Here is a 24111-nt window from a genome sequence, read left to right on the forward strand (position 1 = left end):
CCGTTTCTGCGTTTCGCAGGTCAGAGGACCTGGGTGGTCTCCGCTGCCGAGGGCGGCGCCACGCCTGCGCTCTTGACGTCGAGGAGGCGGGCCACCTCGCTGCGCAGGTGCACGAAGGTCTCGGACTCGCGGGTGGTGATCTGGTCGCGCTCGCGGCCGAGCGGGATCTCCAGGTCCTTGACGATCGTGGCCGGCGACTTCGAGAGCACGAACACCCGGTCGGCGAGGTAGATGCTCTCGTCGATGTCGTGGGTGACCAGCAGGACCGTGCTGTCGAACTGCTTGCGCACGCGCAGCAGCAGGTCCTCCAGCTCGAAGCGCGTCTGGGCGTCGACCGACGCGAACGGCTCGTCCATCAGCAGCAGCGCCGGCCGGCAGGCCAGGGCGCGGGCGATGGAGACGCGCTGCTGCATGCCGCCGGAGAGCTGCCACGGGTACTTCTTGGCCGCGCTCGACAGGCCGACCCACTCGAGCACCTCGTCGGCGCGCTCCCGCCGCTCGGAACGGCTGACGCCGCGAGCCTGCAGCGGGAACTCGACGTTGGCCCGGACCGACTTCCACGGGAACAGCGAGCGGCTGTAGTCCTGGAACACCACGGCCAGGTCGCTGGGCACGCCGTCGACCGGCTCGCCGTGCAGCTTCACGTCCCCGGAGGTCGCCTTGATCAGGCCGGAGATGCCGCGCAGCATGGTCGACTTGCCGCAGCCGGAGGGTCCGACGATGCACGCCAGCTCACCGGTGCGGACCTCGAACGTGAGGTCGGCGATGGCCTGGTGCCCGTTCGCCCCGCCGTAGCGGTGACCGAGTCCGGAAACTTCCAGCATCGTGTTCGTTCGGGTCATTGGTCAGCCTCCGACAACTTGGTCCGCCGGCGCCTGGGAGGGTTGCCAGCTCAGCGCACGGCGTTCCACCACGAGCAGCAGGGTGTTCAAAACGTATCCGAGGACGCCCAGCAGGACGATTCCCGACCACATCGCCGGGAAGTCGAACTGCCTCTGGTCGAACATCAGCCGGTAGCCGATGCCGTTGGTGGAGCCCACGAGCTCGGACACGACCATCAGCACCAGCGACAACGACAGGCTAACCCGGAGTCCGGCGAAGATCTTGGGCGTCGCGGCGGGCAGCACCACGCCGGTGATCCACTGGGCGCGCGGGATCCGGAAGGACCGCGCGGTGTCGACCTTGACCTGGTCCACGGACCGGACGCCGTCGACGGTGTTGAGCAGGATCGGCCACACGACGCTGAACACGATCACCGTGATCTGCATCGAGGACCCGATGCCCAGCAGCACGATGAACACCGGGACCAGGACCGGTGACGGGATGGCGCGCATGAACGCCATCAGCGGTCCGACGTAGTCCAGCAGGTTGCGCGAGCGGCCGAGCAGCGTGCCCAGCGCGATGCCGATGACCGCGGCCAGCACCCAGCCGAAGGCGACCCGGCCGAGGCTGGCGAGCAGGTCGCCGGTGGCCTCGGTGGTCAGGAACAGCGATTCCGGCGGTCCGGAGAACCACTTCTGCCCGGCGGTGCCGAGAATCTTGCTCGGTGCCGGGAAGAACGGGTGCTGTGCGATTTGGGTCACCAATTCCCACAGCAGCACCGCGATGATGAGCACGAGCCATTGGCGGAGAAATCCACGCGCCTTGTTCACAACGCACCCCGCAACCCGACGTTGAATTCCGGTGAATTCGCGATGTTCATTCCCGGAAAGTGGTGAACGGAGGGAATGAGGTGACTCATCGCACCGCCTCCCGATCCACCGCGCTCCAGGCGAGGCCGCGCTTGTGGACCGTCTCCAGCAGCTCGTTGATCAGGTAGCCGACGATGCCTGCGACGATCGTTCCGGCCAGGACCAGGTCCATCCGCCCGGCACCGGTCGAGGCGTCGAGCACGAAGCTGCCGAGCCCGCTGCCGCCTCCCGCCAGGAACTCCGTGCTGACCACCAGGATCAGCGCGACCGAGGCCGACATCCGGATGCCGGTGAGCACGAACGGCGCCGCGTTGGGCAGCAGCACGGTGAACATGGTGCGCGCCCGGCCGAAGCCGAAGGACCGCGCGGTGTCGACCATGACCGGGTCGACCTCGTCCAACGCGTAGATCGTGTTGAACAGGATCGGCCACACGGCCGCGTACACGGCGAGCGCGATCTTGGTCTCCGGCCCCGAGCCGACCAGCACGATGGCCAGCGGGATCAGCGCCACGGAGGGGATCGGGCGGAGGAACTCGATGATCGCGCGGGTGGCCACCCGGATGCCCCGGACGCTGCCCAGCAGCAATCCGGCGGGAACCGCGATGGCGATGGAGATGCCCAGCGCGATGGCCCAGGCCAGCACGCTCGCGATCAGGTCGAGCAGGAAGGAGGAGTCGCCGAGGAGCTCGACGAACCTGGCCAGCACGACCGAGGGTGGTGGGAAGTACTGCGGGTCGACTAGCCCGGACCTGCTGAAGGCTTCCCACAACAGCAGGAAGCCCAGCAGTCCGAGCAGACCCCGGATTGTTCTGGTCATGTCCCGATCAACTCTGCGGCGGCTTGATGATCATGCTCGCCACGTCGACGTCCTTGGTGATGTAACCGAATTCCAGCATCATTCGCGGAACGCGCTGCAAGCGGGTGGCGTCCGCGCGCGCGTTCAATTTCAGCATTGTGATGATGGACGCAGTTTCCTTGTCGATCTTGGCGAACTTGGGCAGCAGCGGCTCGATCTTCGCCCGGTCCTGCGCCTCGGCCACCGCGGAGGTCATCGCGCGCTGGAACGCCGCGACCGTCTTCGGGTTCTTCTCGGCGAACTGGGCGTTGGAGACGTAGCCGCCCAGCGGCAGGTCCTCCAAGGGGCCGGTGGTGGTGTCGAGCACCGGCACGGCGTCGGCGTCGCGGGCGGCCAGCGTCAGGAAGGGCTCCACGACGAAGGCCGCGTCGACCTGGCCGGACTTGAGCGCGTTGGGCATGTTGATGAAGCCCAGCGGCACCATCTCGACCTTGTCGAAGGGCACGTTGTTGGCCTTCATCGAGGCCTTCACCAGCAGCTCGGAGATGGTGCCCGGGCCGGAGATCGCGATCTTCTTGCCGGCCAGGTCGGCGGAGGTGCGCACGCCGGAGTTCGGCGTCGACATGATCAGGCAGCTGTTGGGCACCGCCGACATGCAGTCGGCGACGATCTTGAGGTCGGCCACGCCCTTGGCCTGCGCGGCGAAGATCGGCACGTAGCTGGAGAAGGTGATGTCGAGGTCGCCGCCGATCGCGCTGTTGAGCGCGGCGCCGCCGTCGGAGGACGGGACGATCTCGACGTTGAGGCCTTCGCGCTGGAAGTGACCGGCCTCGGCCGCCAGGTACAGCGGGGCCAGCTCCGCGGTGGGCAGGGCGCCGATGCGCAGGTTCTCCTTCTCCACCTTGCCGTTGCCGGAGGACTGCTGTTCCGCGCCGCCCAGCAGGCCGCAGCCGCTGGCGCCCATCAGCGCTCCTGCGGTTGCCGCGCCACCCGCGAGTTTCAGCAGGTTCCGGCGGTCGAGGGGGCGGTTCGTCGGACGCATGGCATTTCCTCCTGGCATGGCGGGGTGTGGGCCTTGGCGGCTGAGCGACGTGCGTGGAGCGAGGACGTTGCGGCCGGAGGCGGGCGTCGTGCGCGGCGGCTCGCGAGGTGTTGGCGGCCTCGCGCGCGACCCTTGGTTCCTGCGGGGTCACCGACTGCATCGGTGCTGAAGAACTCTAGATACCTGATCAGGAGGCGACAACTAGCCGTAATGGGCTCGTTGTGTCCATTACTCGAAGGTGTTTCGCCGGTCACTGCTTCGCGAAGGCAAACACTACGCAGAGTGTTGTCCACAGTGCATGGGAGTGATCTTGTGTTCAAAACGGGAAATACCCGGATGCGAAAAGACAAAAGCCGCAGATGCCTCGTACGTGACGAAGCACCTGCGGCTGGTGCGTGGTGCGGGGACTTCGCCGCAGGCCGAAACGATCCGTCCCTCAGCACTTCGACTGATCAGGACCGGCGCCGGGCTCGTGCGAAGGGAGGTGCCCGCTCAGCCTTGCGACTGAGACGTCGATCAGACCGGCTTCGGCGGCACGATCATCTTGGCCACGTCGACCTCGTTGTCCAGGAAGCCGAAGTCCTTCATCAGGCGCGGAACCCGCTGCAGGCGGGTCGCGTCGGCGCGCGAGTTGAACTTCAGCAGGCTGATGATCGCGGCCGTTTCCTTGTCGATCTTGGCGAACTCGGGCAGCAGCGGCTCGATCTTCGAGCGGTCCTGCGACTCGGCCACGGCGCGGTCCATCGCGCGCTGGAACGCCGCCACGGTCTGGGGGTTCTCCTGCACGAACTTCGCGGTCGCTCCGTAGCCGGTCAGCGGCAGGTCCTCCAGCGGGCCGGTGTTGGTGTCGGCCACCGGGACGGCGCCGCTGGAGCGCGCGGCCTGGGTCAGGAACGGCTCGGTCAGGATCGCCGCGTCGACCCGGCCCTGCTGCAGCGCGGCCGGCATGTTGATGAACGGGATGGCCGTGAACTCCGACTTGGAGAAGTCCACGCCGTAGGCCCGCATGGTGGCCTTGACCAGCAGTTCCGAGATCGTGCGCGGCCCGGAGATGGCGATGGTCTTGCCCGCCAGGTCCTGCGGCGTGCGCACCTTCGAGGACGGCGAGGTCATGATCGTGGTCGTGTTCGGCGCGCCGGCGCCGCAGTCGGCCACGATCTTCAGGTCCGCGACACCCCGGGCCTGCGCCGCGAAGAACGGCACGTAGCTGGCGTAGGTGATGTCGTAGTCGCCGCCGATGGTGCTGGTCAGAGCCGCGCTGCCATCGGAGGTCGTGACGATCTCGACGTTGAGGCCCTCCTGCTTGAAGATGCCGTTGCGCACGGCCAGGTGCAGGGGTGCGAGGTCGGTGACCGGCATGGCGCCGACCTTGATGTTGGGCTTCTCGACCGAGCCGTCGCCGCCGCCCGCCGATTCGGAGCCGCCCAGCAGGCCGCATCCGCTGGCGCCCATCAGCGCCCCGGCGGTTGCCGTTCCACCTGCGAGTTTGAGCAGCCCTCTCCGCGACATAGCGCGACTGGCCAGGGTCATCGAGTCCTCCTTGCAACAGCACGACTTGGAGCGCCGGGCCCTGCGTCAGCTCCGCCTGCTCGGCGCGAACAACCCCGAGTAGGGTCCGCCAGATGCGTCTGTGCACTGTGGACTTGACCACGACCTTCGACGGAGGCGCCGGAGCGGACCGGGGCTCATACTCGACTGCCGTGACTGATGGGGCGCAAAAAGGACTGTAAAGGTTTGAACTATCGGGTTACAACCAGGCGTAACTAACTATGAGTCACACGATCGGCCCAGCTGTTGTCCAAAGCACTCTGAAGAGTGACGGTGGCCAGCATTGGGGGCCTGACTTGTGACGCCAGGTTAAGTATAGTCTCGCCCGTCGAGGTGACTGGCCTCTGCTTCGGGGGAATGCACGTTGTGACCAGGGAGTGTGATGGCAAGCCCGGCTGACAGAGTCGGGGTCTGCGGAAGCTCGATCGTCGAGGTGACGTGGACCCGCTCGTGGGTACCCGACGCGGCCGCGTCGGTTCGCGGGCACATTCCCAGCACGATGATCTCCACCGCCACGGTGAGGAAGGGCAGCTAGCCGTGGCGGTTCCGCACATGTCCGCCGCAGCGCAGGAAACAGGGATGCTCAACAACGACCCCGCGACCGCAGCCGGTGCAGCCGATCCGGCTGCCTCCCGGACCAAGAAGTGGTGGCTGCGCAACTGGCGCCTCCGGTACAAGATGGCCGCCGTTCTGCTCGTGCCGACCTTGGCCGCGTTGGGCGTCGGCGGCGTGCGCATCTACGACGGTCTGCACAGCCAGTCGCAGATGCAGACCATCGTCGACCAGGTCGAGTTGGCGCAGCAGACCTCCAACCTCACCCACGAACTGCAGCGCGAGCGGGACTTCGCGATCGTGCTGACCACCGCCAACGGCGGGAGCGCGGGCAACGACTACGCGGCGCAGGGGCAGCGGGTCGACGCCGCCGTCCAGCAGGTGCTCGCCTACGAGCCGCAGGTCGCCGGCTTCACCCCCGAGGTCCGCTTCGCCTACGAGAGCGCCCAGCACCGGCTCAGCAGCCTCGGAGCGCTGCGCGGCACCGTCACCGGCGGCTTCACCAGCCCGCAGACGATGATCGCCTACAACTCGGTGATCGACACCCTGCTGGCGATCAGCAACCAGGTCGCCAACTCCGCGGCCAACACCGACACCGCTCAGACCGCTCGCGCCGCCGACTCCCTCGGCCAGGCCAAGGAGCAGCTCGCGCGGCAGCGCTCGACGCTGCTCAGCGCCTCGTTGCGGAACCAGTTCCTGACCGGTCAGCCCGACCAGATGCGCGCGGCCGACGCGCGCTACGAGGCCGCCTTCGGCGAGTTCGAGGCCGCGGCGACCCAGGAGCAGCGCGCGCTGTTCGCCGAGCGCGTCGCCGGTGCGGCCATCGACCGCACCGAGCAGCTGGAGCAGAGCTCGCTGATCGCCTACGACAACGATCAGCAGAACCAGAACCTCGGCGTCTCGCCGGCGGACTGGGGTCAGCAGTCCGGGGAGCGCACCGACCTCGTCCGCGAGGTCGAGTCGGACGTCCTGGAAGACCTCCACTCCGACGCCACCTCGCTGGCCGACTCGGCGACCTGGACGCTGATCCGCGACTCCGCCCTGGTGGCGCTGCTGCTGATCGTGGCCTTCGGCGTGGCGGCCTACATCGCCCGCTCGATGCTGCGACCGCTGCGGACCCTGCGCTACAGCGCGCTGGAGATCGCGCAGCAGAGCCTGCCGGACGCGATCAACCGGGTCACCGACAACCCGGGCGCGTCCCACCAGACGACGGTGCCGACCGTGCCCGTCTACACCGACGAGGAGATCGGGCAGGTCGCCCGCACCTTCGACGCGGTCCACCAGCAGGCGCTGCGGCTGGCCGTCGAGCAGGCGATGCTCCGCAACAACGTCAACGACCTGTTCGTCAACCTCGCCCGCCGGTCGCAGACCCTGGTGCAGCGCCAGCTGGCCCTGATCGACCGCCTGGAGCAGGACGAGCAGGACCCGGACCAGCTCTCCAGCCTCTTCGAGCTGGACCACCTCGCGACCCGCATGCGGCGGAACAACGAGAACCTGCTGATCCTCGGCGGCACCGACCTCACCCGGCGCACCATGCGCCCTGTCCCGCTCAACGAGGTCCTCGGCGCCGCGGTCTCCGAGGTCGAGCAGTACGCCAGGGTCGCCGTGGTCGACGCTCCCGAGCTGGCCCTGCAGGGCCGCGTGGTCAACGACTTCGTGCACCTGGTCGCCGAGCTGCTGGAGAACGCCACCGTGTTCTCCAACCCGGACACCGAGGTCACGGTCCGCACCGCCTACCGCCGCCAGCAGCTGGTCATCGAGATCCGCGACCGCGGCGTGGGCATCGACGCGGGCGAGATCGACGAGATCAACGAACGGCTCGTCCGCCCGCCGGAGATCGACGTCGCGGTCTCCCGCCGCATGGGTCTGTTCGTGGTCGGTCAGCTGGCCCGCAGGCACAACATCGAGGTCGAGCTCGACAACAACGACGGTCTGGAAGGCGGCGTCACCGCCACCGTGCGCCTCAGCGGCGAACTGGTCGTGCAGCTCACACCGGACGGCCCGGTGCCGATGCCCGACATGCCGCGCGCCCCGCAGCCCGAGGAACGCGGTGGGGTCGGCGAGACCGGCACGCAGCTGGGCCTGGCCGCGGCCTTCGGCGGCCGCTCGGCGGTGAGCAACAACGGCCAGCAGCCGTCCCTGGACGCGCCGACCAGCCGCGCCGAGCTGCCGAGCCTGAGCAACTCCGAACCGCCGACCGCGTTCACCTCGATGAACCAGGCGGCGATGGACTCCGACTTCAGAGCCTCGTCCTTCAGCGGGTTCGCCAACTCTGACGACTCGGCGGGCGACGGCGGGGATCTGCCTCCGCAGTACTCCGTCACGACGTCCTCCGGCGATGCGTTCGGCGCAACGAGCGTCCCCCGATGGGAGGATGACGGCTGGGCGCCCCACGACGACGGTGTCGGGGCGGAAGCCTGGCCGGATATCGACCCGGGCTTCGACGGGCAGTGCGGTGCACCGTCGGAGACCTCGTCGACCGATCTGTTCCACAGCCCGTTCGAGGCGGAGAAGCACAAGAACTTCGCCCCGTCCCAACCGTTCGAGTCCGACGAGGGCACGAACGGCGTCAGCGGTGGCGGTCTGAACGGGAGCGAGCCCGAGAGCGGCTCCCTGAACGGCAACAGCCTGAACGGCAGTGGAATCGGTGCGGCCTTCAGTGGCGGCTACGAGGGCGCCCCAGGAAACGAGAGCCGGTCCGAGCCGGCGTCGGAGTCCTGGGAGTCCGAGAGCGCATCCGCGCGGGGAACTTCCGGTCCGGAACACCCGGGCTTCGACGGCGGATCGCCGGCTCGCGCCGACGACGAGCCGAGGGAGTCCTGGGACATGGACGATGCGCCGACCCAACGCCTGCCGATCTACGAAGCCGTGCTCTCGCAGTGGTTCCGGGAATCCGATGTCGAGGACTCGACCCCGGCCGCCGCTGACCCCAAGCCCGCCGAGCCCGAAGCCGCCGCGCCCTCGACCCCGTCGAGCTCCGCGCCGGAACCGGTCGTCGACGAAGTTCCGCGCACCACCACGCCCGATCCGGGCTGGGGGCAAGCGGATGTCGGTTGGAAAGCCGCCGAGGCCCTGCTGCAGACCCATGAGGTCCAGGAGACGACCGCGGCCGGACTTCCCAAGCGGGTCCCGAAGACCAACCTCGTGCCCGGCTCGGCAGCACCCCGCACCCCGCAGACTCCCCGCCGCAAGCCCGCCGCCCCGCGTTCGGCTGATGCCGTCCGCGGTCGCATGGCGAACTTCCAGCAGGGTGTCCATCGGGGCAGGCATGCCAAGGCCGAACCGGTTTCCACCGAACTTCCCCGCTCGAATCCGAGCCGTCCCGAGGAGCAGGAGTGAACGGGTCCGTGCAGCAACCGATGAGCAGCAACAGCTTCAGTTGGCTGATCACCGACTTCGTGCGTCGGGTACCCGGCGTGGCGCACTCGGTGGTCGTGTCCGCGGATGGTCTGCTGCTGGCCGGTTCCCAGGGCTTGCCGCGTGACCGCGCCGAGCAGCTTTCCGCCGTCGCGTCAGGTCTGGTCAGCCTCACCCAAGGTGCAGCGCGCTGCTTCGAAGCAGGCGAGGTGACCCAGACCGTCGTCGAGATGGAGCAGGGCTACCTGTTCCTGATGTCGATCAGCGACGGCTCGTGCCTGGCCGTGCTCGCCGCGCCCAACGCCGACATCGGCTTGGTCGCCTACGAGATGACCCTGCTCGTGGAGCGGGTCGGGCGTCAGCTGACGCCGGAACTGCGCGCGCAGCTGCAGGGCATGGGCCGCCGGTGAATCCGGTGGGGGAGAGCTGAGGGGAGCTGATCATGAACGCCGGTTCCGAGCCCAGCTGGGACGGTGACCTGTTCCGCCTCTACAACAAGCGGCTGAGCGCGGAGTCCTGGCAGGACGACTTCGTCGACGACACCCCGTCCGGGCAGGGCAACCAGTCCATCGGCGGGTACGACCGCGCGCTGTTCGGGGGCCCGGGCGCCGACCTGTTCGGGTCGGGCGGATACGGCGACACCTCCTCGGGTGGGCGTGGTGCCCAGTCCCAGCACGACGGGTGGGGCCAGCAGGACCCCCGCTCGACCGCCGACGGCTGGGGATCGTCCGATCGCGGCACCCCCGCACCGCGTCCGCGTCCGGACAGCGGTCCGCCGTCGGTGTCGATGCCGTCCATCTCCCAGTCGATGTCACCGATCTCCCACTCCATGCCGTCGATTTCCGGCTCGATGCCGGCGATCCCGGCGATGGACGACATGGAAGCCGAGGACAGCGGCGGTTCACTCGTTCGGCCCTACGCCCGCACTCGGGGGCGCACCCGCACCGATTATGATCTTGCTATCGAGACGTTGGTAAGCACCAGCGAACGCGGTCGCAACCAAGCGACCCAATCCCGGCCCGAGCACCGCTCGATCTCCGAGCTGTGCCTGGACGCCCGCTCGGTCGCCGAGGTCGCCGCTCACATGCGGCTGCCGCTCGGCGTGGTGCGGGTGCTCATCGGCGACATGGCCGATACCGGGCTGGTTCTGATTCATGACAGTGGCATGGTCGTCGGTGATCGGCCGTCCATGGAGTTCTTGGAGAGGGTGCTCAGTGGGCTACGCAGGCTCTGATCCCCGGTCGCAGCAGCCGAGCAACCAGAAGACCTCGACGAAGATCGTGGTCGCCGGTGGGTTCGGCGTAGGGAAGACGACGTTCGTCGGTTCGGTCTCCGAGATCGTGCCGTTGACCACCGAAGCGGTGATGACCGAGGCGAGCGTCGGCGTCGACGACCTCACGGCCACGCCCGGCAAGGTCACCACGACCGTCGCGATGGACTTCGGCCGCGTCTCGCTGGACTCGGACCTGATCCTCTACCTGTTCGGCACGCCCGGCCAGCACCGCTTCTGGTTCATGTGGGACGACCTGGTGCGCGGTGCGATCGGTGCCGTCGTGCTCGTCGACACGCGCAGGCTGGCGGACGCGTTCGCCTCGATCGACTTCTTCGACGACCGCGGGCTGCCCTACGTCGTCGCGGTCAACACCTTCGACGGCCTCACGCACCACCGCCTGGAGGACGTCCGCGAGGCCCTGACCATCGCCGAGACGGTCCCGATGATCACCGTCGACGCCCGCGACCGCGAGTCGACGAAGAAGGCCCTCATCAACCTCGTCGAGCACGCGATGCGCCAGCGCCTCGCGACCCAGCACTGAAACCCGTTCTCCAGCGCTGAAACTCATCACCCGGTGCCGAGCTCGGTACCCGGTGCTTGAGGTTCTGGGGCGTGCGGGGGAAGTTTTCATGAAAGCTTCCCCGTCCCTGGACAGGGTTCTGTGGTGTGTGTGGGGGGGTTCTCATGAAAACTTCCCCGTCCCAGCGCACGTCGCCCTGAACGGTTCCGGTCAGTCCTCGACGAGCGCGACCGAGGTGATCCGGTGCAGCGGGAAGTTGCCGAGCTCCTCGTTGGCGGCGTCGACGCCCTGGAGGATGCCGCCGCCGACGGTGACCGGGCGGACCACGTGCTGGCTGCGGACGCCGTGGGTGTCCACGAAACCCAGCCAGACGCTGCGCTCCTCGGTCGCCGCGTCGCGCAGCAGCGCCAGCGTCGCCTCCGCGCTCGGCCGCCCGCGCTCGGGAACCACCGAGCGACCCCGCCGGGCCGATCCGGCGATGTCGTTGGCGCGCAGCTGGGTGACCAGCGAGCCGAGCTGCTCGGTGCTCGGCACCGGCGGACCGTGCGCACTGCGCTGCCGGGTCTTGCCGCGGGTGCGGCGCCCGTTGGCCCGCAGGTCCAGCACGGTGCCGTCGGGTCCTTCGGCGACAGGTGCGAAGCCCGCCGCACGCAGCCCGTCCACGAGATCGGCCAGCGGTAGCGGGCTGATCAGGACGGTGGGCGCGATGCGCCGCAGCTCCAGCTCCTCGCTCGCCGGTGTCGCCAGCACCTCGGCGAGCACGACCGGATCGTCGCAGCGCAAGAAGGCTGATGCCGTTCCCGCGCGGAGCTTGCCGTGGCGCCGGGCCACGTCGTCGATCAGGTAGGTCAGGCCCTGCGGGATCGGCGTCTTCGACCGGTCGCGGAACAGCGCGTGCAGGTCGTCCGCGCTGTAGCCGGTGTCCAGCGCGCGGCGGACGCTGCTCTCGCCGACCCGGTAGACGGTGGCGCTGCCCGCGGACTCGACGTCGGCGACCAGCTTCATCTCGGCCGCCAGGTCGGGCTCCAGCCGCCCCGGCGCGACGACGGTCAGGTCCGCCTGCACCAGAACGTGGTCCAGCGGTTCGGGCAGCACCTCGCCGAGCCGGTGACCGGCCTCGGCGGGCCCGTCGAATAGCAGCGCCCGACCGGCGGTGGTCATCGCGTCCAGCGCGACCACGCCCAGGGCGGTGGCCTCGGACAGCGTCCAGCGGACCAGGTCGTCGCGCAGCCGTCCGGCGTGCCGGGGCGCGCGCCAGGCCAGCACGGTCGCCACGTCGTCCGGTCGGGCACCGCAACCGCCGGGGAGTTCGTCGAGGTAGTCGAGGATGCGACGGCGGTCCTTCGGCGCGAGCGGCCGGCTCAGCTCGTCCGACAGCGGCCCGATCAGCCGGTCCTTCTCGTCGCGGGCTCCCGTGAGCCCCGGCAGCCGGGGGAGTTCCAGCCACCCGGCGGCCAGCGCGGACCAGCGCTGCTCGACCGGGGAGGCCAGCCAGGTGTCGGAGGAGATCGTCGGGAGCCAGTGCGGCTCGGAGTCCTCGGTGCGATCCAGCAGCCCGGCGGCGACGGCCACCTCCACCAGCAGCGACACGTGCTGCTCGTCGACCTCCAGCGCCTTGGCGGTGCGCCGCACGTCGCGGATGCCGACCCCGCCCGAACGCAGCACGTCCGGCGGATCCGACTCCCACGCCAGCAGCAGCTCCTCGACGTGGCGCAGCAGCTCCAGCGCGGCACCACCGGCCGTGCTGTCCACCCGCTCGCGGTCGGACTGGGTGAGCTCGGGGGCGGGCTCCTCCGGTTCGACGCGGCCCATCGGCTGGTCCCCGCGCACCGCGAGCGCGAGCTGCCGGGGGAGTTCCACGGTCTCGGTGTCGCGGCGCAGCAGGAGGCCCTTGGCCAGCAGCCGCTGGATCGGGTTCGTCGCGCGCTCCAGCGGCACGTGGGCGGAGGCGTCCTTGGTGCGGCCGATGGGGGAGCCGTCGGCGAGCTTGCCGACGAGCCGCCGCTCCTCCTCGTCCAGGTCGGCCAGCGCCGCCTTCGCGGTCGTCTCCGTCAGGTCGTCGGCGGGTCGTCCCAGGCCACCGGGGAAGGTCGGCAGGACCTCGCGGGCGGTTCCGGCGATCTCCAACGAGTCGTCGTCGCCCCACACCAGCGCGAGGTTCCGCAGCGCGTTGGCGGTCCGCCTGGCCCGCTGGACGGTGACCTCGCTGCCCAGCAGTTCGGCGACCGCGTCGAGGGCGACCGGCCCCTTGTCGGCGTCCAGCAGCACCAGCGCTTCCATCGTGCTCAGCGCGAACGAGTCCAGCTCCTCGCAGGCGCGGGCCACCGACGACCGCTGGGCGACCCGCGAGCCGAGCACCGACAGATCGGCGGGCGGCGGGGTCGCCAGGTCCGGACGGGCGCGCAGCAGTGCGACGAGCTGCTCATCGCTTCGATCGCGAAGCCAATTTCCCACTGGAGGCATCGCACCCACGATACCCAGTGCGCGTGCGCGACTCCCCCGCGCAGCGCTGCTGATCACGCCGAAGATCCGCGCGCGAGCGCGGCTGCGCGGGCGGGGACGGCGTGCGCAGCGAACGAGTTGTGCAAGTTCGGCCACCCTTGAGCGCGTTCCACCGCTCCGATCCGGCAAACTGGAGGTACCCGCAGCCGGAATGCCCAGGAGGACGACGTGGCCGGCAAGACCAACAAGGACCGTATCGACCCGTCTTGGCCGCAGGCCGGTGCCGGAGAGCACTCGGTCAGCGAGCTGGTGGCCGACAAGCAGGGCGCCCTGTCGCCGTTCGGGGACACCGCGTTCCCGCTGAACGAGGACGCCGTCCCGTACGAGCACCCGGTCACGGTCATCAACAAGTGAGGCCTGTCGCCGAACCGGCCGGGTGCCGGTTCGGCGCCGAACCGGCACCTCGCGGACGCGTCCTGTCAAGACTGACCCGTCGGTAACCCACCGGATCTAGCTCACAATCGGGAAAGTTTTAAGCTTTTTCGTGCTGGGTGAAGTTCCGGTCGCTTAGCGGGTCCGCAGGGCTTGCGCAACGTTCGGACGATCTGATTCCAGCGGCCTGGACCGGGCCGCTGGTGGAACCGCACCCACGTCCACAGCCGCTCGCTCGACAGGGGTGCACCCATGCCGGTTCCAGGTCCTGGTTACTCGATCACCGTCCGCGTCGAGGCTCCGCCGTCGACGACCGCCGCCGGTGACCTGACCAGCGCGATCGGTCGCGCAGGTGGCGTGATCACCGCATTCGACGTCGTCGAGTCGCACGCCGACCGCATCGTCGTCGACATCACCTGCAACGCGCTGTCGGCCGACCACGCCGGCGAGGTCACCGAAACCCTCGAAGCGCTGCCCGGCGTCCGCGTCCGCAAGGTCTCCGACCGGACGTTCCTGGTCCACCTCGGCGGCAAGATCGAGGTCAACTCCCGCGTCGCCCTGGCCAACCGCGACGACCTCTCCCGCGCCTACACGCCCGGCGTCGCCCGCGTGTGCACCGCCATCGCCGAGAACCCCGACGACGCGCGGCGTCTCACCGTCAAGCGCAACGCGGTCGCCGTGGTCACCGACGGCTCGGCCGTCCTCGGTCTGGGCAACATCGGCCCCGAAGCCGCGCTGCCGGTCATGGAGGGCAAGGCCGCGCTGTTCAAGAAGTTCGCCGGCGTCAACGCCTGGCCGGTCTGCCTCGACACCCAGGACACCGAGGAGATCATCCGCGCGGTCGAGCTGATCGCACCCGTCTACGGCGGGATCAACCTCGAGGACATCGCCGCCCCGCGCTGCTTCGAGATCGAGGCGCGGCTGCGCGAGAAGCTCGACATCCCGGTGTTCCACGACGACCAGCACGGCACCGCCATCGTCGTGCTCGGCGCGCTGCGCAACGCGTTGCGCGTGGTGGACAAGGACATCACAGACTGCCGCATCGTGGTCTGCGGCGTGGGCGCGGCCGGCTCGGCGATCATCCGGCTGCTGCAGAACAAGACGCCTGCCGACATCATCGCCGTCGACATCAACGGCATCGTGCACTCCGGGCGCGGCGACACCGACGAGAACCTGCAGAACATCGCCGCCTCCACCAACAACGAGGGCCGCACCGGCGCGGTCTCGGACGCGGTGCGGGAGGCGGACGTGTTCATCGGCGTCTCGGCGCCCAACCTGCTGTCCGCGGACGACGTGGCGACCATGAACTCCGACGCGATCGTGTTCGCACTGGCCAACCCGGACCCGGAGATCGACCCGCTGGCCGCCCAGCAGCACGCGACCGTCGTCGCCACCGGGCGCAGCGACTACCCGAACCAGATCAACAACGTGCTGGCCTTCCCCGGCATGTTCCGCGGTCTGCTCGACGCCCACGCCCGCGAGATCACCGACGAGATGATGCTGGCGGCCTCGAACGCGATCGCCGACGTCGTGGACTCCGACCGGATCAACGCCTCGTTCATCATCCCCAGCGTGTTCGACAGCGCGGTGTCCCCGGCCGTCGCGGATGCCGTGAAGAAGGCCGCCCTGGCAGGCAAACCTGCCGGAGCGACGTCCGGCGGCGGCTCCTCCCTGCCCTGGAGCATGGCCGAAGACCTCGACTTCTGACCCCGCGGCGGGGACGGGGAGCTCCCGTCCCCGCTCCGGGCTTCCCTCCGCTCGGTCGGGGGACGGCGGTCCTCTAGGCTCGGGGAATGGCGCAGGAGGAGCTCACGCACGTCGACGCGGCCGGTGCCGCGCGCATGGTCGACGTCTCCGAGAAGGACGCAACCGCCCGCAGGGCCGTCGCCAGCGGGATCGTGCGCACGACCGCCGAGGTCATCGCCCTGCTGAGGCGCGACGGCCTGCCCAAGGGCGACGCCATCGCCACCGCCCGCCTCGCCGGGATCATGGGGGCCAAGCGCACACCGGACCTCATCCCGCTGTGCCACCCGATCGCGATCTCCGGCGCGAAGGTCGAGCTCGAACTCGGCGAGACCGACGTCCGGATCACCGCCGCGGTCAAGACCACCGACCGCACCGGCGTGGAGATGGAAGCCCTCACCGCGGTCGCCGTCGCCGGGCTCGCGCTGCACGACATGATCAAAGCCGTCGACCCCGGCGCAGTCCTCGACGCAGTCCGCGTCGAGAGCAAAGAAGGCGGCAAGACCGGTCTCTGGCAACGCGCAGACGCGGACTAATCCGCCGTTCACCGCCGTTGCACCAGGATCGGGCCATTCACGGGAGGTCTCCATGACGAGGACCGCGCGAGTCGTCGCCGCGTCCAACCGCGCCGCTGCCGGGATCTACGAGGACCGCACCGGTCCCGTGATCGTGAAGTGGCTGCGCGAGCGCGGGTACGAGACCCCCGAACCCTTCGTGGTGCCCGACGGCGACCCGGTCGGCGACCAGCTGCGCACCGCCGTCAACGGCGGAGTCGACGTCGTGATCACCACCGGTGGTACCGGCATCAACCCCACCGACCGCACGCCCGAGGTCACCGCGCAGGTCCTCGACCACCAGATCCCCGGCCTCGCCGACGCCATCCGCAGCGCCGGACTGCCCGAGGTCCCCACCGCCGTGCTCTCCCGGGGCCTGGCCGGGGTCAGCGGCTCGACGCTGATCGTGAACCTCCCCGGGTCCAGCGGAGGCGTCAAGGACGGCCTCGGTGTCCTCGCAGGCGTTCTCGACCACGCCGTCGACCAGCTCCACGGCGGTGACCACCCCGGTTCCGGGGCGGCACCCGCTCGCACCGCAGCGGACGTCCTGCGCGCCGACGTCGTCGACGAGCAGATCGACGTCGAAGCGCTGGCGCGCTCGGTGGAGCACGACGCCGCAGGAGCCGTGGTGACCTTCGGCGGAGTGGTCCGCGACCACGACGGCGGCCGTGGCGTCCTCGAACTGGAGTACACCGGGCACCCGATCGCGCAGGACGTCATCCAGGAGGTTGCGGCCGACATCGCCGGACGCTTCGAAGGGGTTCGCGCTCTCGCCGTCTCCCACCGCGTCGGCCTGCTCAAGATCGGCGACGTGGCGCTCGGCTGCGCGGTCGCCGCCGAACACCGCAAGCAAGCCTTCAACGCCTGTTCCGAACTGGTCGACGAGGTCAAGCGTCGCCTACCCATCTGGAAGCGCCAGGTCTTCGAGGACAACACAGAAGAATGGGTCAACTGCCCTTGAGCTTTGGGAAACTGATCTGTGGTCGCTTTGCGTGGCGGTGCGGGTAGCGGAACCTGACACGCCTTCTGGCTCCGGGATCCGAGACTGATGTATGGCCAATACACGGCGCTTCGGCTGTCCTCCCCAGAAGACGTGTCAGAACCCGCGGCGGTGCCGGTTGCTCAGGCGGGGTAGTGCGAAAGCACCTTCGGTGCTTGCCTGACGGGTTTCGGAGGTCTTGGTCTTCGCGCCGCCCGTCGAATGACCACGGGCACGACGCGAGAAACCCCCCTCGCCGCTTTGGGGGCATTGCGGCGAAGGGGGTTTCGTGGCGAAGCACGTGCCGTGTCGGGGGAGACGGCGCGTACCTCTTGCCGGTCAGCGTTGGGGGATGCCTGACCGTGCGGGTCTTACTTGATGTCGAGCTGCTGACCCGGGAAGATCATGTTCGGGTCGCTGATGGCGCTCGAGTTCTTGGCGGCGATGTCCTGGTAGTTCACACCGAACTCCTGGGCGATCTTGCCCAGCGTGTCGCCCGCCTTGACGGTGTAGTCCGCGCCGTCCGCCTTGACCGTCGACTTGGTCTTGGTGGTGGTCTTCTTCTTCGGCGTGGTCTCGGTCTTGGTGCTCGACTTGGTCGAGCCGCTGGTCCAGTTCAGCTTCGCGCTGCAGCCCGGCCAGGCGTTCTTGCCCTGGGAGGCGAGAACCTTCTCCGCGACGGCGATCTGCTGCTCGCGGGTGGCGTTGTGGGCGCTGCTGGCGTACTGAGTACCGCCGTACGCAGCCCAGGTGGACGGGGTGAACTGGAGGCCGCCGTAGAAACCGTTACCGGTGCTGGCGCTCCAGTTGCCGCTGCTCTCGCACTTGGCGAGAGAGTCCCAGTCCGCGGCGTTGGCGGGAGCGGCGATCGCGATCGGGGTGGCGACCACAGCGCCGGCAACGGCGATCCGGGCGAAATTGCGCTTGGTACTCGAAGGCTTGCGGTGCTTGCCCTTGTAACTGGACATGTCCCTCTCTCCTGCCGCGCCTCGGGTCGAACCCTGGTCTGGCTCCTTCGGGGAGGAGCCGGGTCCGCGCCCGCCGGTCTCGGGGGAGCCGGCGGCATCTCTGAGCATTCGGGGCGCCCTGAGATGTCCCTCGTTCCTGTCCGGTTCTGTTTCGTTTTCGGGGTGAGAGCCCGCTGGACAGGTTCAGCGCCACGGGCTCTCGAGTTCCTTGCTGATCGGTTCGGGGCCGACCGAGAAGCGACACTACGTAACCAATCCGAAGATCGGAAATCTTGGACCATGTGACGCTGGTCACAGTAACACCGGGAAATGGGGTGGCGATCCCGATCATTTTCGCTGATCAGAGCGTCGTTATCGGACCGTTTCCGGGCTGATATCGATCACGGTAAGTGAGGCTTGGGTCACCTCGATGCTCCCACTGGGGAACCCCCGTCACGCGGTTACCAACCGTCGAGCGGGCGTGGATCACGCGCGAGGCGAGGAGCGCGAGTGGCCTATTGCGAATACGGCTCGTATTCAGAATGCGACGGAGAGTGTCCGCTTCCGTAGCTGGAACAGGTGGCGTTCAGGCGACCGAGCGGCGGGCTCCGGAGCGGCACCGAGAACCAAGATCCAATGAGGGAAATATCAAGGCAAAAGTCACCTGGACGAGGCTGTACGACACGCCAAGCCATGTTGTATTACGCGCGCACCCGCACGCGCGCAGAAGAAGCAGTGTCTGCGCTCAGCGGAGGATTCAGCCGCCTGCGAACGGCGGCAGGACGTCGAGCGTGGCGTCCACGGAGATCTGCGTGCCGCGGTCCCGCACGGCCACGCCGTCGAGGAGGAAGCTGCACGCGGGCAGCACCGCGGCCAGCTTCTCGCCGTGCCCGTTGAGCGCTGCCGCGATGGCGTCGGAGACGGTGGGCGCGGCGCCGCCGGGACGGTTCAGGTTCACCGTCTCCTCGGGAACGCCTGCCGCCGCGCGGGCGCCCGCGAAGTAGCGGACGCGTACCGACACCGAACTCCTCGCCGGACCGGCGCTCTGCTCCGACACCGCGGTCATCTCCGCTAACCCCCGATTGCGCTCATCGGCCTTGATGGCTGGGCGAACTCTCCGGAATCCATCCCGTGCCCGGCGGCCTTGGCCCACATCTCGCCCTGCCACAGCCGGACCAGCTCGGCGTCGGTGGCGCCTTCGCGCATGGGGCCGCGCAGGTCGGTCTCCGTCGTCGAGAACAGGCACGAGCGTAGCTGTCCGTCCGCGGTCAACCGCGTGCGGTCGCACGCCGCGCAGAACGGCCTCGTCACCGAGGCGATCACGCCCACGGTGGCGGGGCCGCCGTCGACCAACCAGCGCTCGGCCGGTGCCGAGCCGCGCTCGGCGACGTCCGGGGTGAGCGTGAACTCCGAGCTCAGCAGCTCCAAGATCTCGTCCGCCGTGATCATCGCGGAACGCTCCCAGCCGTGCTGGGCGTCCAGCGGCATCTGCTCGATGAACCGCAGCTGGTAGCCGCGCTCGATGCAGAACCGCAGCAGCTCCGGTGCCTCGTGGTCGTTGATGCCGCGCATCAGCACGGCGTTGACCTTGACCGGTTCGAGCTTCATCGTCTTGGCCGCGGCCAGCCCGTCGAGCACGTCCTGCATCCGGTCGCGCCGGGTCAGCTCCTTGAAGACCGCTCGGTCCAGGGTGTCCAGCGAGACGTTGACCCGGTTGAGCCCGGCCGTCACCAGCTTCTCGGCGTAGCCGCCGAGGTTGATGCCGTTGGTGGTCAGCGAGGTCGTGGGCCGGCTGGGCAGCGCCGAGGTGGCGGCGATGACGTCGACCAGGTCCTGCCGCAGCAGCGGTTCCCCGCCGGTGAAGCGGACGGTGTTGACGCCGAGCTCCTCAACGGCGATCCCGATCAGCCGGTTCATCTCGTCGGTGTCGAGCATCTCGTCGCGCTTGAGCCACGGCAGCCCTTCGGCGGGCATGCAGTAGGTGCAGCGCAGGTTGCACTTGTCGATCAAGGAGACGCGCAGGTCCGTCGCCACTCTGCCGAAGCGGTCCACCAACTGCTGCGTGTCCGGGCGTTCGGAGGTGTCGGTCGTGCGGCGCACGAACGGAATTCCCAGGTCCACCGCGTTCACACCTCGACCCTATCTCTTCGGACCGACGGTTTTCGATCGCGCGGAGCAAATCGGACGGTGCAAGAGGCCTGGTCATCCCGGGTGCAGAGGGAGTTAACGATCCTGGTTCGCGGACGGCAGCGCTCTAGTTTCCCCGCAGCTGCGGAAGTATCGTCTGGCTCGTGCCGCACTATCGGATCGCAGAGTCCGCCTCCCTTCTCGGCGTCAGCGACGACACCGTTCGCCGCTGGGTCGACGGCGGGCAGTTACCCGCGGAGCGCGACGCAGCCGGACGGCTGGTCGTCGACGGAGCCGCGCTCGCCGAGTTCACCCGCGACCAGGCCCGGTCAGCGCCGGACCCGTCGGCCGTCGGGCGTTCGGCGCGCAACCGCTGGGTCGGGCTCGTGACCGAGATCGTCTCGGACAAGGTGATGTCCCAGGTGGAGATCCAATGCGGACCACACCGGGTGGTCTCGCTGATGAGCACCGAGGCGGTGCGCGAACTCGGCCTGGTGCCCGGTTCGCTCGCGGTGGCAGTGGTCAAGTCGACCAACGTCGTGGTGGAGACACCGGGAGAGGGCTGAATGTCGAAGCTCAAGATGATCGCGGGCGCCGCACTGGCGCTGACCCTGCTGGCCGGGTGCGGGCAGGCGGAATCCGGTCAGGGGCAGCAGGTTCCGGCGCCGCAGCGCACGGTGACGGTGCTGGCGGCGGCGTCGCTGACCGAGTCCTTCGACGAGCTCGGCCGGAGGTTCACCGCCGAACACCCGGACGTCAAGGTCGAATTCGACTACCAGGGCTCCTCGACGCTGGCCGAGCAGATCAAGCAGGGACGCCCGGCCGACGTCTTCGCCTCGGCCGACGAGAAGAACATGGCCAAGGTCGCCGACCTGGTCTCGCCGCCGCAGACCTTCGCCACGAACCGGCTGACCATCGTCGTGCCGCCGGGCAACCCCGCGCACGTGACCGCGCTGGCGGACCTCGCGGGCAAGAAGCTCGTCACCTGCGCCCCGCAGGTGCCCTGCGGCTCCGCCACCCAGGCCGCGGCCAAGGCCGCACACGTCGCCCTGCAGCCGGTCAGCGAGGAGAACGACGTCAAGCAGGTGCTGCAGAAGGTCGTCGCGGGCGAGGCCGATGCGGGACTGGTCTACGTCACCGACGCCAAGTCCGCGGGGAACAAGGTCCAGGCGATCGACTTCCCGGAGTCGCCGCAGGTGGTCAACAACTACCCGGTCGCGACCATCAAGGACTCCCAGCAGGCGGAGGCGGCGAACGAGTTCGTGTCGTTCGTGCGCGGCCCGGCGGGGCGCGAAGTGCTCGGTGCGCACGGCTTCGACGTTCCGTGATCAGGCGTCATCCACCGCAGGTGCCCGCAGTGCTGTGGGCACCTGCGGCGCTCGCTCTGGCGCTGGTGGTGCTGCCGGTCGCCGGCCTGCTCACCCGCGTGGAACCGGCCCGCCTGCCGGGTTTGCTGCTGAGCCCGTCCGCGTTGGACGCGTTGCGGTTGTCGGTGCTGACCGGCCTGATCGCCACCGCGCTCGCGGCCGTGCTCGGGGTGCCGCTGGCGGTGGTGCTGGCGCGCTCGAAGATGCGCGGGCTGCGCGTGGTGCGGGCGCTGGTGCTGCTGCCGCTCGTGCTGCCGCCGGTGGTCGGCGGGCTGGCGCTGCTGTACCTGCTGGGGCGGACCGGGCCGCTCGGCGGAGTGCTCGCGGTCGCCGGAATCCGGTTGCCCTACACGACGGCGGCTGTCGTGCTGTCCCAGACCTTCGTCGCGATGCCGTTCCTGGTGGTCGGTCTCGAAGGCGCGCTGCGCACCGCCGGCGGCCGCTACGAGCAGGTCGCCGCGACGCTGGGAGCCGGTCCGTGGCTGGCGTTCCGGCGCGTGACGCTGCCGCTGCTGCTGCCCGCCCTGGGGTCGAGCCTGGTGCTCACCTTCGCCCGGGCGCTGGGCGAGTTCGGCGCGACGATCACCTTCGCGGGCAGCTTGCAGGGCAGCACCAGGACGCTGCCGCTGGCCATCTACACCACCGCTCAGTCCGATGTGGACGCAGCGGTGGCCATGTCGTTGCTGCTGGTCGTGGTCGCCCTGCTGGTGATCGTGATCGCCCGGCCGAGAGCGGTGGAGGGACGGTTGTGAGCGGCCTGCGGGTGGACGTCGAGCTGCACCGCGCGGAGTTCTCGCTGCGCGCGGACTTCGAGGTGGCGCCGGGCGAGGTGCTGGCGGTGCTCGGGCCGAACGGCGCGGGCAAGTCGACCTTGCTGTCCGTGCTCGCCGGGCAGCTGGTGCCCGATCGCGGCGCGGTCGAACTGGACGGGACCACCTGGCTGGACACCGAACGCCGGATCAACGTCCCCACGCACCGGCGGGGAGTGGGGCTGCTCGCCCAGCAGGCACTGCTGTTCCCCAACCTCACCGCGCGCGACAACGTCGCCTTCGGCCCGCGTTCCGCGGGCGCCACCAAGTCGCGCGCGCGGGAGAGCGCCGAGCGCTGGCTGGCCGAGACCGACGTCGCCGACCTGGGCGGACGTCGTCCCGCGCGGCTCTCCGGAGGTCAGGCGCAGCGGGTCGCGCTGGCTCGTGCGCTCGCGGCCGAGCCCCGTCTGCTGATGCTCGACGAACCGCTCGCCGCCCTCGACGTCGACGCCGCCCCGGCCATGCGCGGTCTGCTGCACCAGGTGCTGCGCCGGCAGGAGATGCCGACGGTGCTGGTCACCCACGACGTGCTGGACGCCGTGGTGCTGGCCGACCGGCTGCTGGTGCTGCAGGACGGGAAGGCCGTCGAGCAGGGGCCGACCAGCGAGGTGTTGTCCCGCCCGCGCGAGGCCTTCACCGCGCGGCTCGCCGGTCTCAACCTGCTGACCGGGACGTCGATCGACGGCGGAGTGCAGGTCGGTGAGGAGATCATCAGCGGCCGGGTGGTCGAGGAGATGGCGGCGCGCGAGCCGGGCGCGGCGGTGTTCGCCCCGGCGGCTGTGGCGGTGCACCGGGAGCGCCCGCAGGGCAGCCCGCGCAACGCGCTACCGGTGCGGGTCGCCGCCCTGGAGCCCCGCGGCGACGTGGTGCGCGTGCGCGCCACCGGCCCGTCGGGCACCGGCCTGTCCGCCGACGTCACCCCTGCGGCCGTGGCTGAGCTCGGCATCTCCGCAGGTGAGGAAGTCTGGTTCGTGATCAAGGCGACCGAGGTGGCCATCCACCCCGTATCCGGAGGATCATCTGGGGCGTGACTGAGCCATCCACCTGGACGTACCTGATGGACATGGACGGCGTGCTGGTCCACGAAGAGCACATGGTGCCCGGCGCGGACGAGTTCGTGGCCGCTCTTCGCGAGCACGGCATCCCGTTCATGGTCTTCACCAACAACTCGATCTACACCCCGCGGGACCTGAGGGCCCGGCTACTGCGCAGCGGGCTGGACATCCCGGAGGAAGCGATCTGGACGTCCGCGCTGGCCACGGCGCAGTTCCTGGAGCAGCAGCGGCCCGGAGGGTCGGCCTTCGTGGTCGGCGAGTCGGGGCTGACGACCGCGCTGCACAACATCGGTTACGTGCTCACCGACCGGGACCCGGACTACGTGATCCTGGGTGAGACCCGTACCTACAGCTTCGAGGCCATCACCAAGGCCATCCGGCTGGTGGAGAACGGTGCTCGCTTCATCGCCACGAACCCGGACGAGAAGGGGCCGAGCCGCGAGGGCACGCTGCCCGCGACCGGCGCCGTCGCCGCCCTCATCGAGCGGGTCACCGGTCGCGCTCCTTACTACGTGGGCAAGCCGAACCCGCTGATGATGCGTTCCGCGCTGCGCCACCTCGGCGTGCACTCGGAGAACACGCTCATGATCGGTGACCGGATGGACACCGACGTCCGCTCCGGGCTGGAGTCGGGGCTGCAGACGATCCTGGTGCTCTCCGGCATCTCCGACGTGGACACCGCGGAGCTGTTCCCGTACCGCCCCACCAAGGTCGTCCGCTCCATCGCCGACCTCAGGGACCACGTCACAGACCCTTTCAAGGCCTGACTAGCGCCCCCTCCCCAGCGCTCCGGGAGGGGCAGTGGTCCCCCGATCCCAGTTTTAGTTGTGATGTCCGGGGAGGTTGTCCCGGTGGGTTGTCCGTAGACAGGTGAAGG

At 69.4% G+C, this 24111-nt stretch carries 22 protein-coding genes; 13 read left to right on the plus strand and 9 right to left on the minus strand.

What is annotated here, in order from left to right; genetic code table 11:
• Nucleotides 1–20: 20 nt before the first annotated feature.
• From ACYVF3_RS11815 to ACYVF3_RS11835, 5 genes are all read right to left on the minus strand, one after another.
• On the minus strand, nt 21–842 hold the full coding sequence (locus tag ACYVF3_RS11815) for an ABC transporter ATP-binding protein (protein WP_461154260.1): 822 nt from the start codon (nt 840–842) through the stop codon (nt 21–23).
• Nucleotides 843–845: 3 nt separating this feature from the next.
• Nucleotides 846–1652, minus strand: a complete 807-nt coding sequence (locus ACYVF3_RS11820; RefSeq protein ID WP_461154261.1) for an ABC transporter permease — start codon at nt 1650–1652, stop codon at nt 846–848.
• Between the two features lie 85 nt (nt 1653–1737).
• On the minus strand, nt 1738–2508 hold the full coding sequence (locus tag ACYVF3_RS11825) for an ABC transporter permease (protein ID WP_461154262.1): 771 nt from the start codon (nt 2506–2508) through the stop codon (nt 1738–1740).
• Nucleotides 2509–2515: 7 nt separating this feature from the next.
• Nucleotides 2516–3529: an ABC transporter substrate-binding protein gene (locus tag ACYVF3_RS11830; RefSeq protein ID WP_461154263.1), complete on the minus strand. Its 1014-nt coding sequence runs from the start codon at nt 3527–3529 to the stop codon at nt 2516–2518.
• A gap of 516 nt (nt 3530–4045) precedes the next feature.
• The gene (locus ACYVF3_RS11835; protein WP_461154264.1) at nt 4046–5059 is read right to left on the minus strand and encodes an ABC transporter substrate-binding protein; all 1014 of its coding nucleotides are present in this window, start codon (nt 5057–5059) and stop codon (nt 4046–4048) included.
• 570 nt (nt 5060–5629) lie between these two features.
• Here ACYVF3_RS11835 and ACYVF3_RS11840 point away from each other — a divergent pair.
• The 4 genes from ACYVF3_RS11840 to ACYVF3_RS11855 are packed head-to-tail and all read left to right on the plus strand — an operon-like array spanning nt 5630 to nt 10800.
• On the plus strand, nt 5630–8968 hold the full coding sequence (locus ACYVF3_RS11840; protein WP_461154265.1) for a sensor histidine kinase: 3339 nt from the start codon (nt 5630–5632) through the stop codon (nt 8966–8968).
• Nucleotides 8969–8988: 20 nt separating this feature from the next.
• Nucleotides 8989–9396, plus strand: a complete 408-nt coding sequence (locus tag ACYVF3_RS11845) for a roadblock/LC7 domain-containing protein (protein ID WP_175548002.1) — start codon at nt 8989–8991, stop codon at nt 9394–9396.
• A gap of 32 nt (nt 9397–9428) precedes the next feature.
• Nucleotides 9429–10220: a DUF742 domain-containing protein gene (locus tag ACYVF3_RS11850; protein WP_461154266.1), complete on the plus strand. Its 792-nt coding sequence runs from the start codon at nt 9429–9431 to the stop codon at nt 10218–10220.
• On the plus strand, nt 10201–10800 hold the full coding sequence (locus tag ACYVF3_RS11855; RefSeq protein ID WP_461154267.1) for a GTP-binding protein: 600 nt from the start codon (nt 10201–10203) through the stop codon (nt 10798–10800). The genes ACYVF3_RS11850 and ACYVF3_RS11855 overlap by 20 nt, the downstream gene beginning before the upstream one ends.
• A gap of 189 nt (nt 10801–10989) precedes the next feature.
• Here ACYVF3_RS11855 and ACYVF3_RS11860 read toward each other — a convergent pair whose 3' ends face one another.
• On the minus strand, nt 10990–13242 hold the full coding sequence (locus ACYVF3_RS11860; protein WP_461154268.1) for a helicase-associated domain-containing protein: 2253 nt from the start codon (nt 13240–13242) through the stop codon (nt 10990–10992).
• Nucleotides 13243–13449: 207 nt separating this feature from the next.
• Between ACYVF3_RS11860 and ACYVF3_RS11865 the strand changes: the two genes are divergently transcribed.
• The 4 genes from ACYVF3_RS11865 (at nt 13450) to ACYVF3_RS11880 (ending at nt 16911) form a co-directional block, all read left to right on the plus strand.
• On the plus strand, nt 13450–13635 hold the full coding sequence (locus ACYVF3_RS11865; protein ID WP_461154269.1) for a hypothetical protein: 186 nt from the start codon (nt 13450–13452) through the stop codon (nt 13633–13635).
• Between the two features lie 270 nt (nt 13636–13905).
• The gene (locus ACYVF3_RS11870) at nt 13906–15360 is read left to right on the plus strand and encodes a malic enzyme-like NAD(P)-binding protein (protein ID WP_461154270.1); all 1455 of its coding nucleotides are present in this window, start codon (nt 13906–13908) and stop codon (nt 15358–15360) included.
• Nucleotides 15361–15446: 86 nt separating this feature from the next.
• Nucleotides 15447–15932 carry a cyclic pyranopterin monophosphate synthase MoaC gene (moaC, locus tag ACYVF3_RS11875; RefSeq protein WP_461154271.1) on the plus strand — a complete coding sequence of 162 codons (486 nt, stop codon included), beginning with the start codon at nt 15447–15449 and terminating at the stop codon, nt 15930–15932.
• Nucleotides 15933–15984: 52 nt separating this feature from the next.
• The gene (locus ACYVF3_RS11880) at nt 15985–16911 is read left to right on the plus strand and encodes a molybdenum cofactor biosynthesis protein MoaE (protein WP_461154272.1); all 927 of its coding nucleotides are present in this window, start codon (nt 15985–15987) and stop codon (nt 16909–16911) included.
• A 389-nt stretch (nt 16912–17300) separates the two neighbouring features.
• Here the strand turns inward: ACYVF3_RS11880 and ACYVF3_RS11885 are convergent, their stop codons facing one another.
• The 3 genes from ACYVF3_RS11885 to moaA all read right to left on the minus strand — a co-directional run bounded on the left by ACYVF3_RS11885 (nt 17301) and on the right by moaA (nt 20006).
• Nucleotides 17301–17897 carry a transglycosylase family protein gene (locus ACYVF3_RS11885; RefSeq protein ID WP_461154273.1) on the minus strand — a complete coding sequence of 199 codons (597 nt, stop codon included), beginning with the start codon at nt 17895–17897 and terminating at the stop codon, nt 17301–17303.
• Between the two features lie 736 nt (nt 17898–18633).
• A complete protein-coding gene (locus ACYVF3_RS11890) occupies nt 18634–18942 on the minus strand; it encodes a MoaD/ThiS family protein (protein WP_461154274.1) in 309 nt (102 codons plus the stop codon).
• Between the two features lie 5 nt (nt 18943–18947).
• Nucleotides 18948–20006 (minus strand): GTP 3',8-cyclase MoaA, encoded by a 1059-nt coding sequence (gene moaA / locus ACYVF3_RS11895; protein ID WP_461154275.1) that lies wholly within the window; start codon nt 20004–20006, stop codon nt 18948–18950.
• 161 nt (nt 20007–20167) lie between these two features.
• On the opposite strand from moaA, the gene ACYVF3_RS11900 reads away from it, so the two are divergent.
• The 5 genes from ACYVF3_RS11900 to ACYVF3_RS11920 are packed head-to-tail and all read left to right on the plus strand — an operon-like array spanning nt 20168 to nt 24001.
• Complete coding sequence (locus tag ACYVF3_RS11900) at nt 20168–20569, plus strand: TOBE domain-containing protein (protein ID WP_132679780.1); 402 nt, start codon at nt 20168–20170, stop codon at nt 20567–20569.
• A complete protein-coding gene (gene modA / locus ACYVF3_RS11905) occupies nt 20570–21331 on the plus strand; it encodes a molybdate ABC transporter substrate-binding protein (RefSeq protein WP_461154276.1) in 762 nt (253 codons plus the stop codon).
• A 20-nt stretch (nt 21332–21351) separates the two neighbouring features.
• Nucleotides 21352–22122 (plus strand): ABC transporter permease, encoded by a 771-nt coding sequence (locus ACYVF3_RS11910; RefSeq protein WP_145745407.1) that lies wholly within the window; start codon nt 21352–21354, stop codon nt 22120–22122.
• On the plus strand, nt 22119–23210 hold the full coding sequence (locus ACYVF3_RS11915; protein ID WP_461154277.1) for a sulfate/molybdate ABC transporter ATP-binding protein: 1092 nt from the start codon (nt 22119–22121) through the stop codon (nt 23208–23210). Before ACYVF3_RS11910 ends, ACYVF3_RS11915 begins: the two co-directional genes overlap by 4 nt.
• 26 nt (nt 23211–23236) lie before the next feature.
• A complete protein-coding gene (locus ACYVF3_RS11920; RefSeq protein WP_461154290.1) occupies nt 23237–24001 on the plus strand; it encodes an HAD-IIA family hydrolase in 765 nt (254 codons plus the stop codon).
• The last annotated feature ends 110 nt before the right edge of the window (nt 24002–24111 follow it).

It is taken from the genome of Saccharopolyspora tripterygii (genome assembly GCF_054778355.1).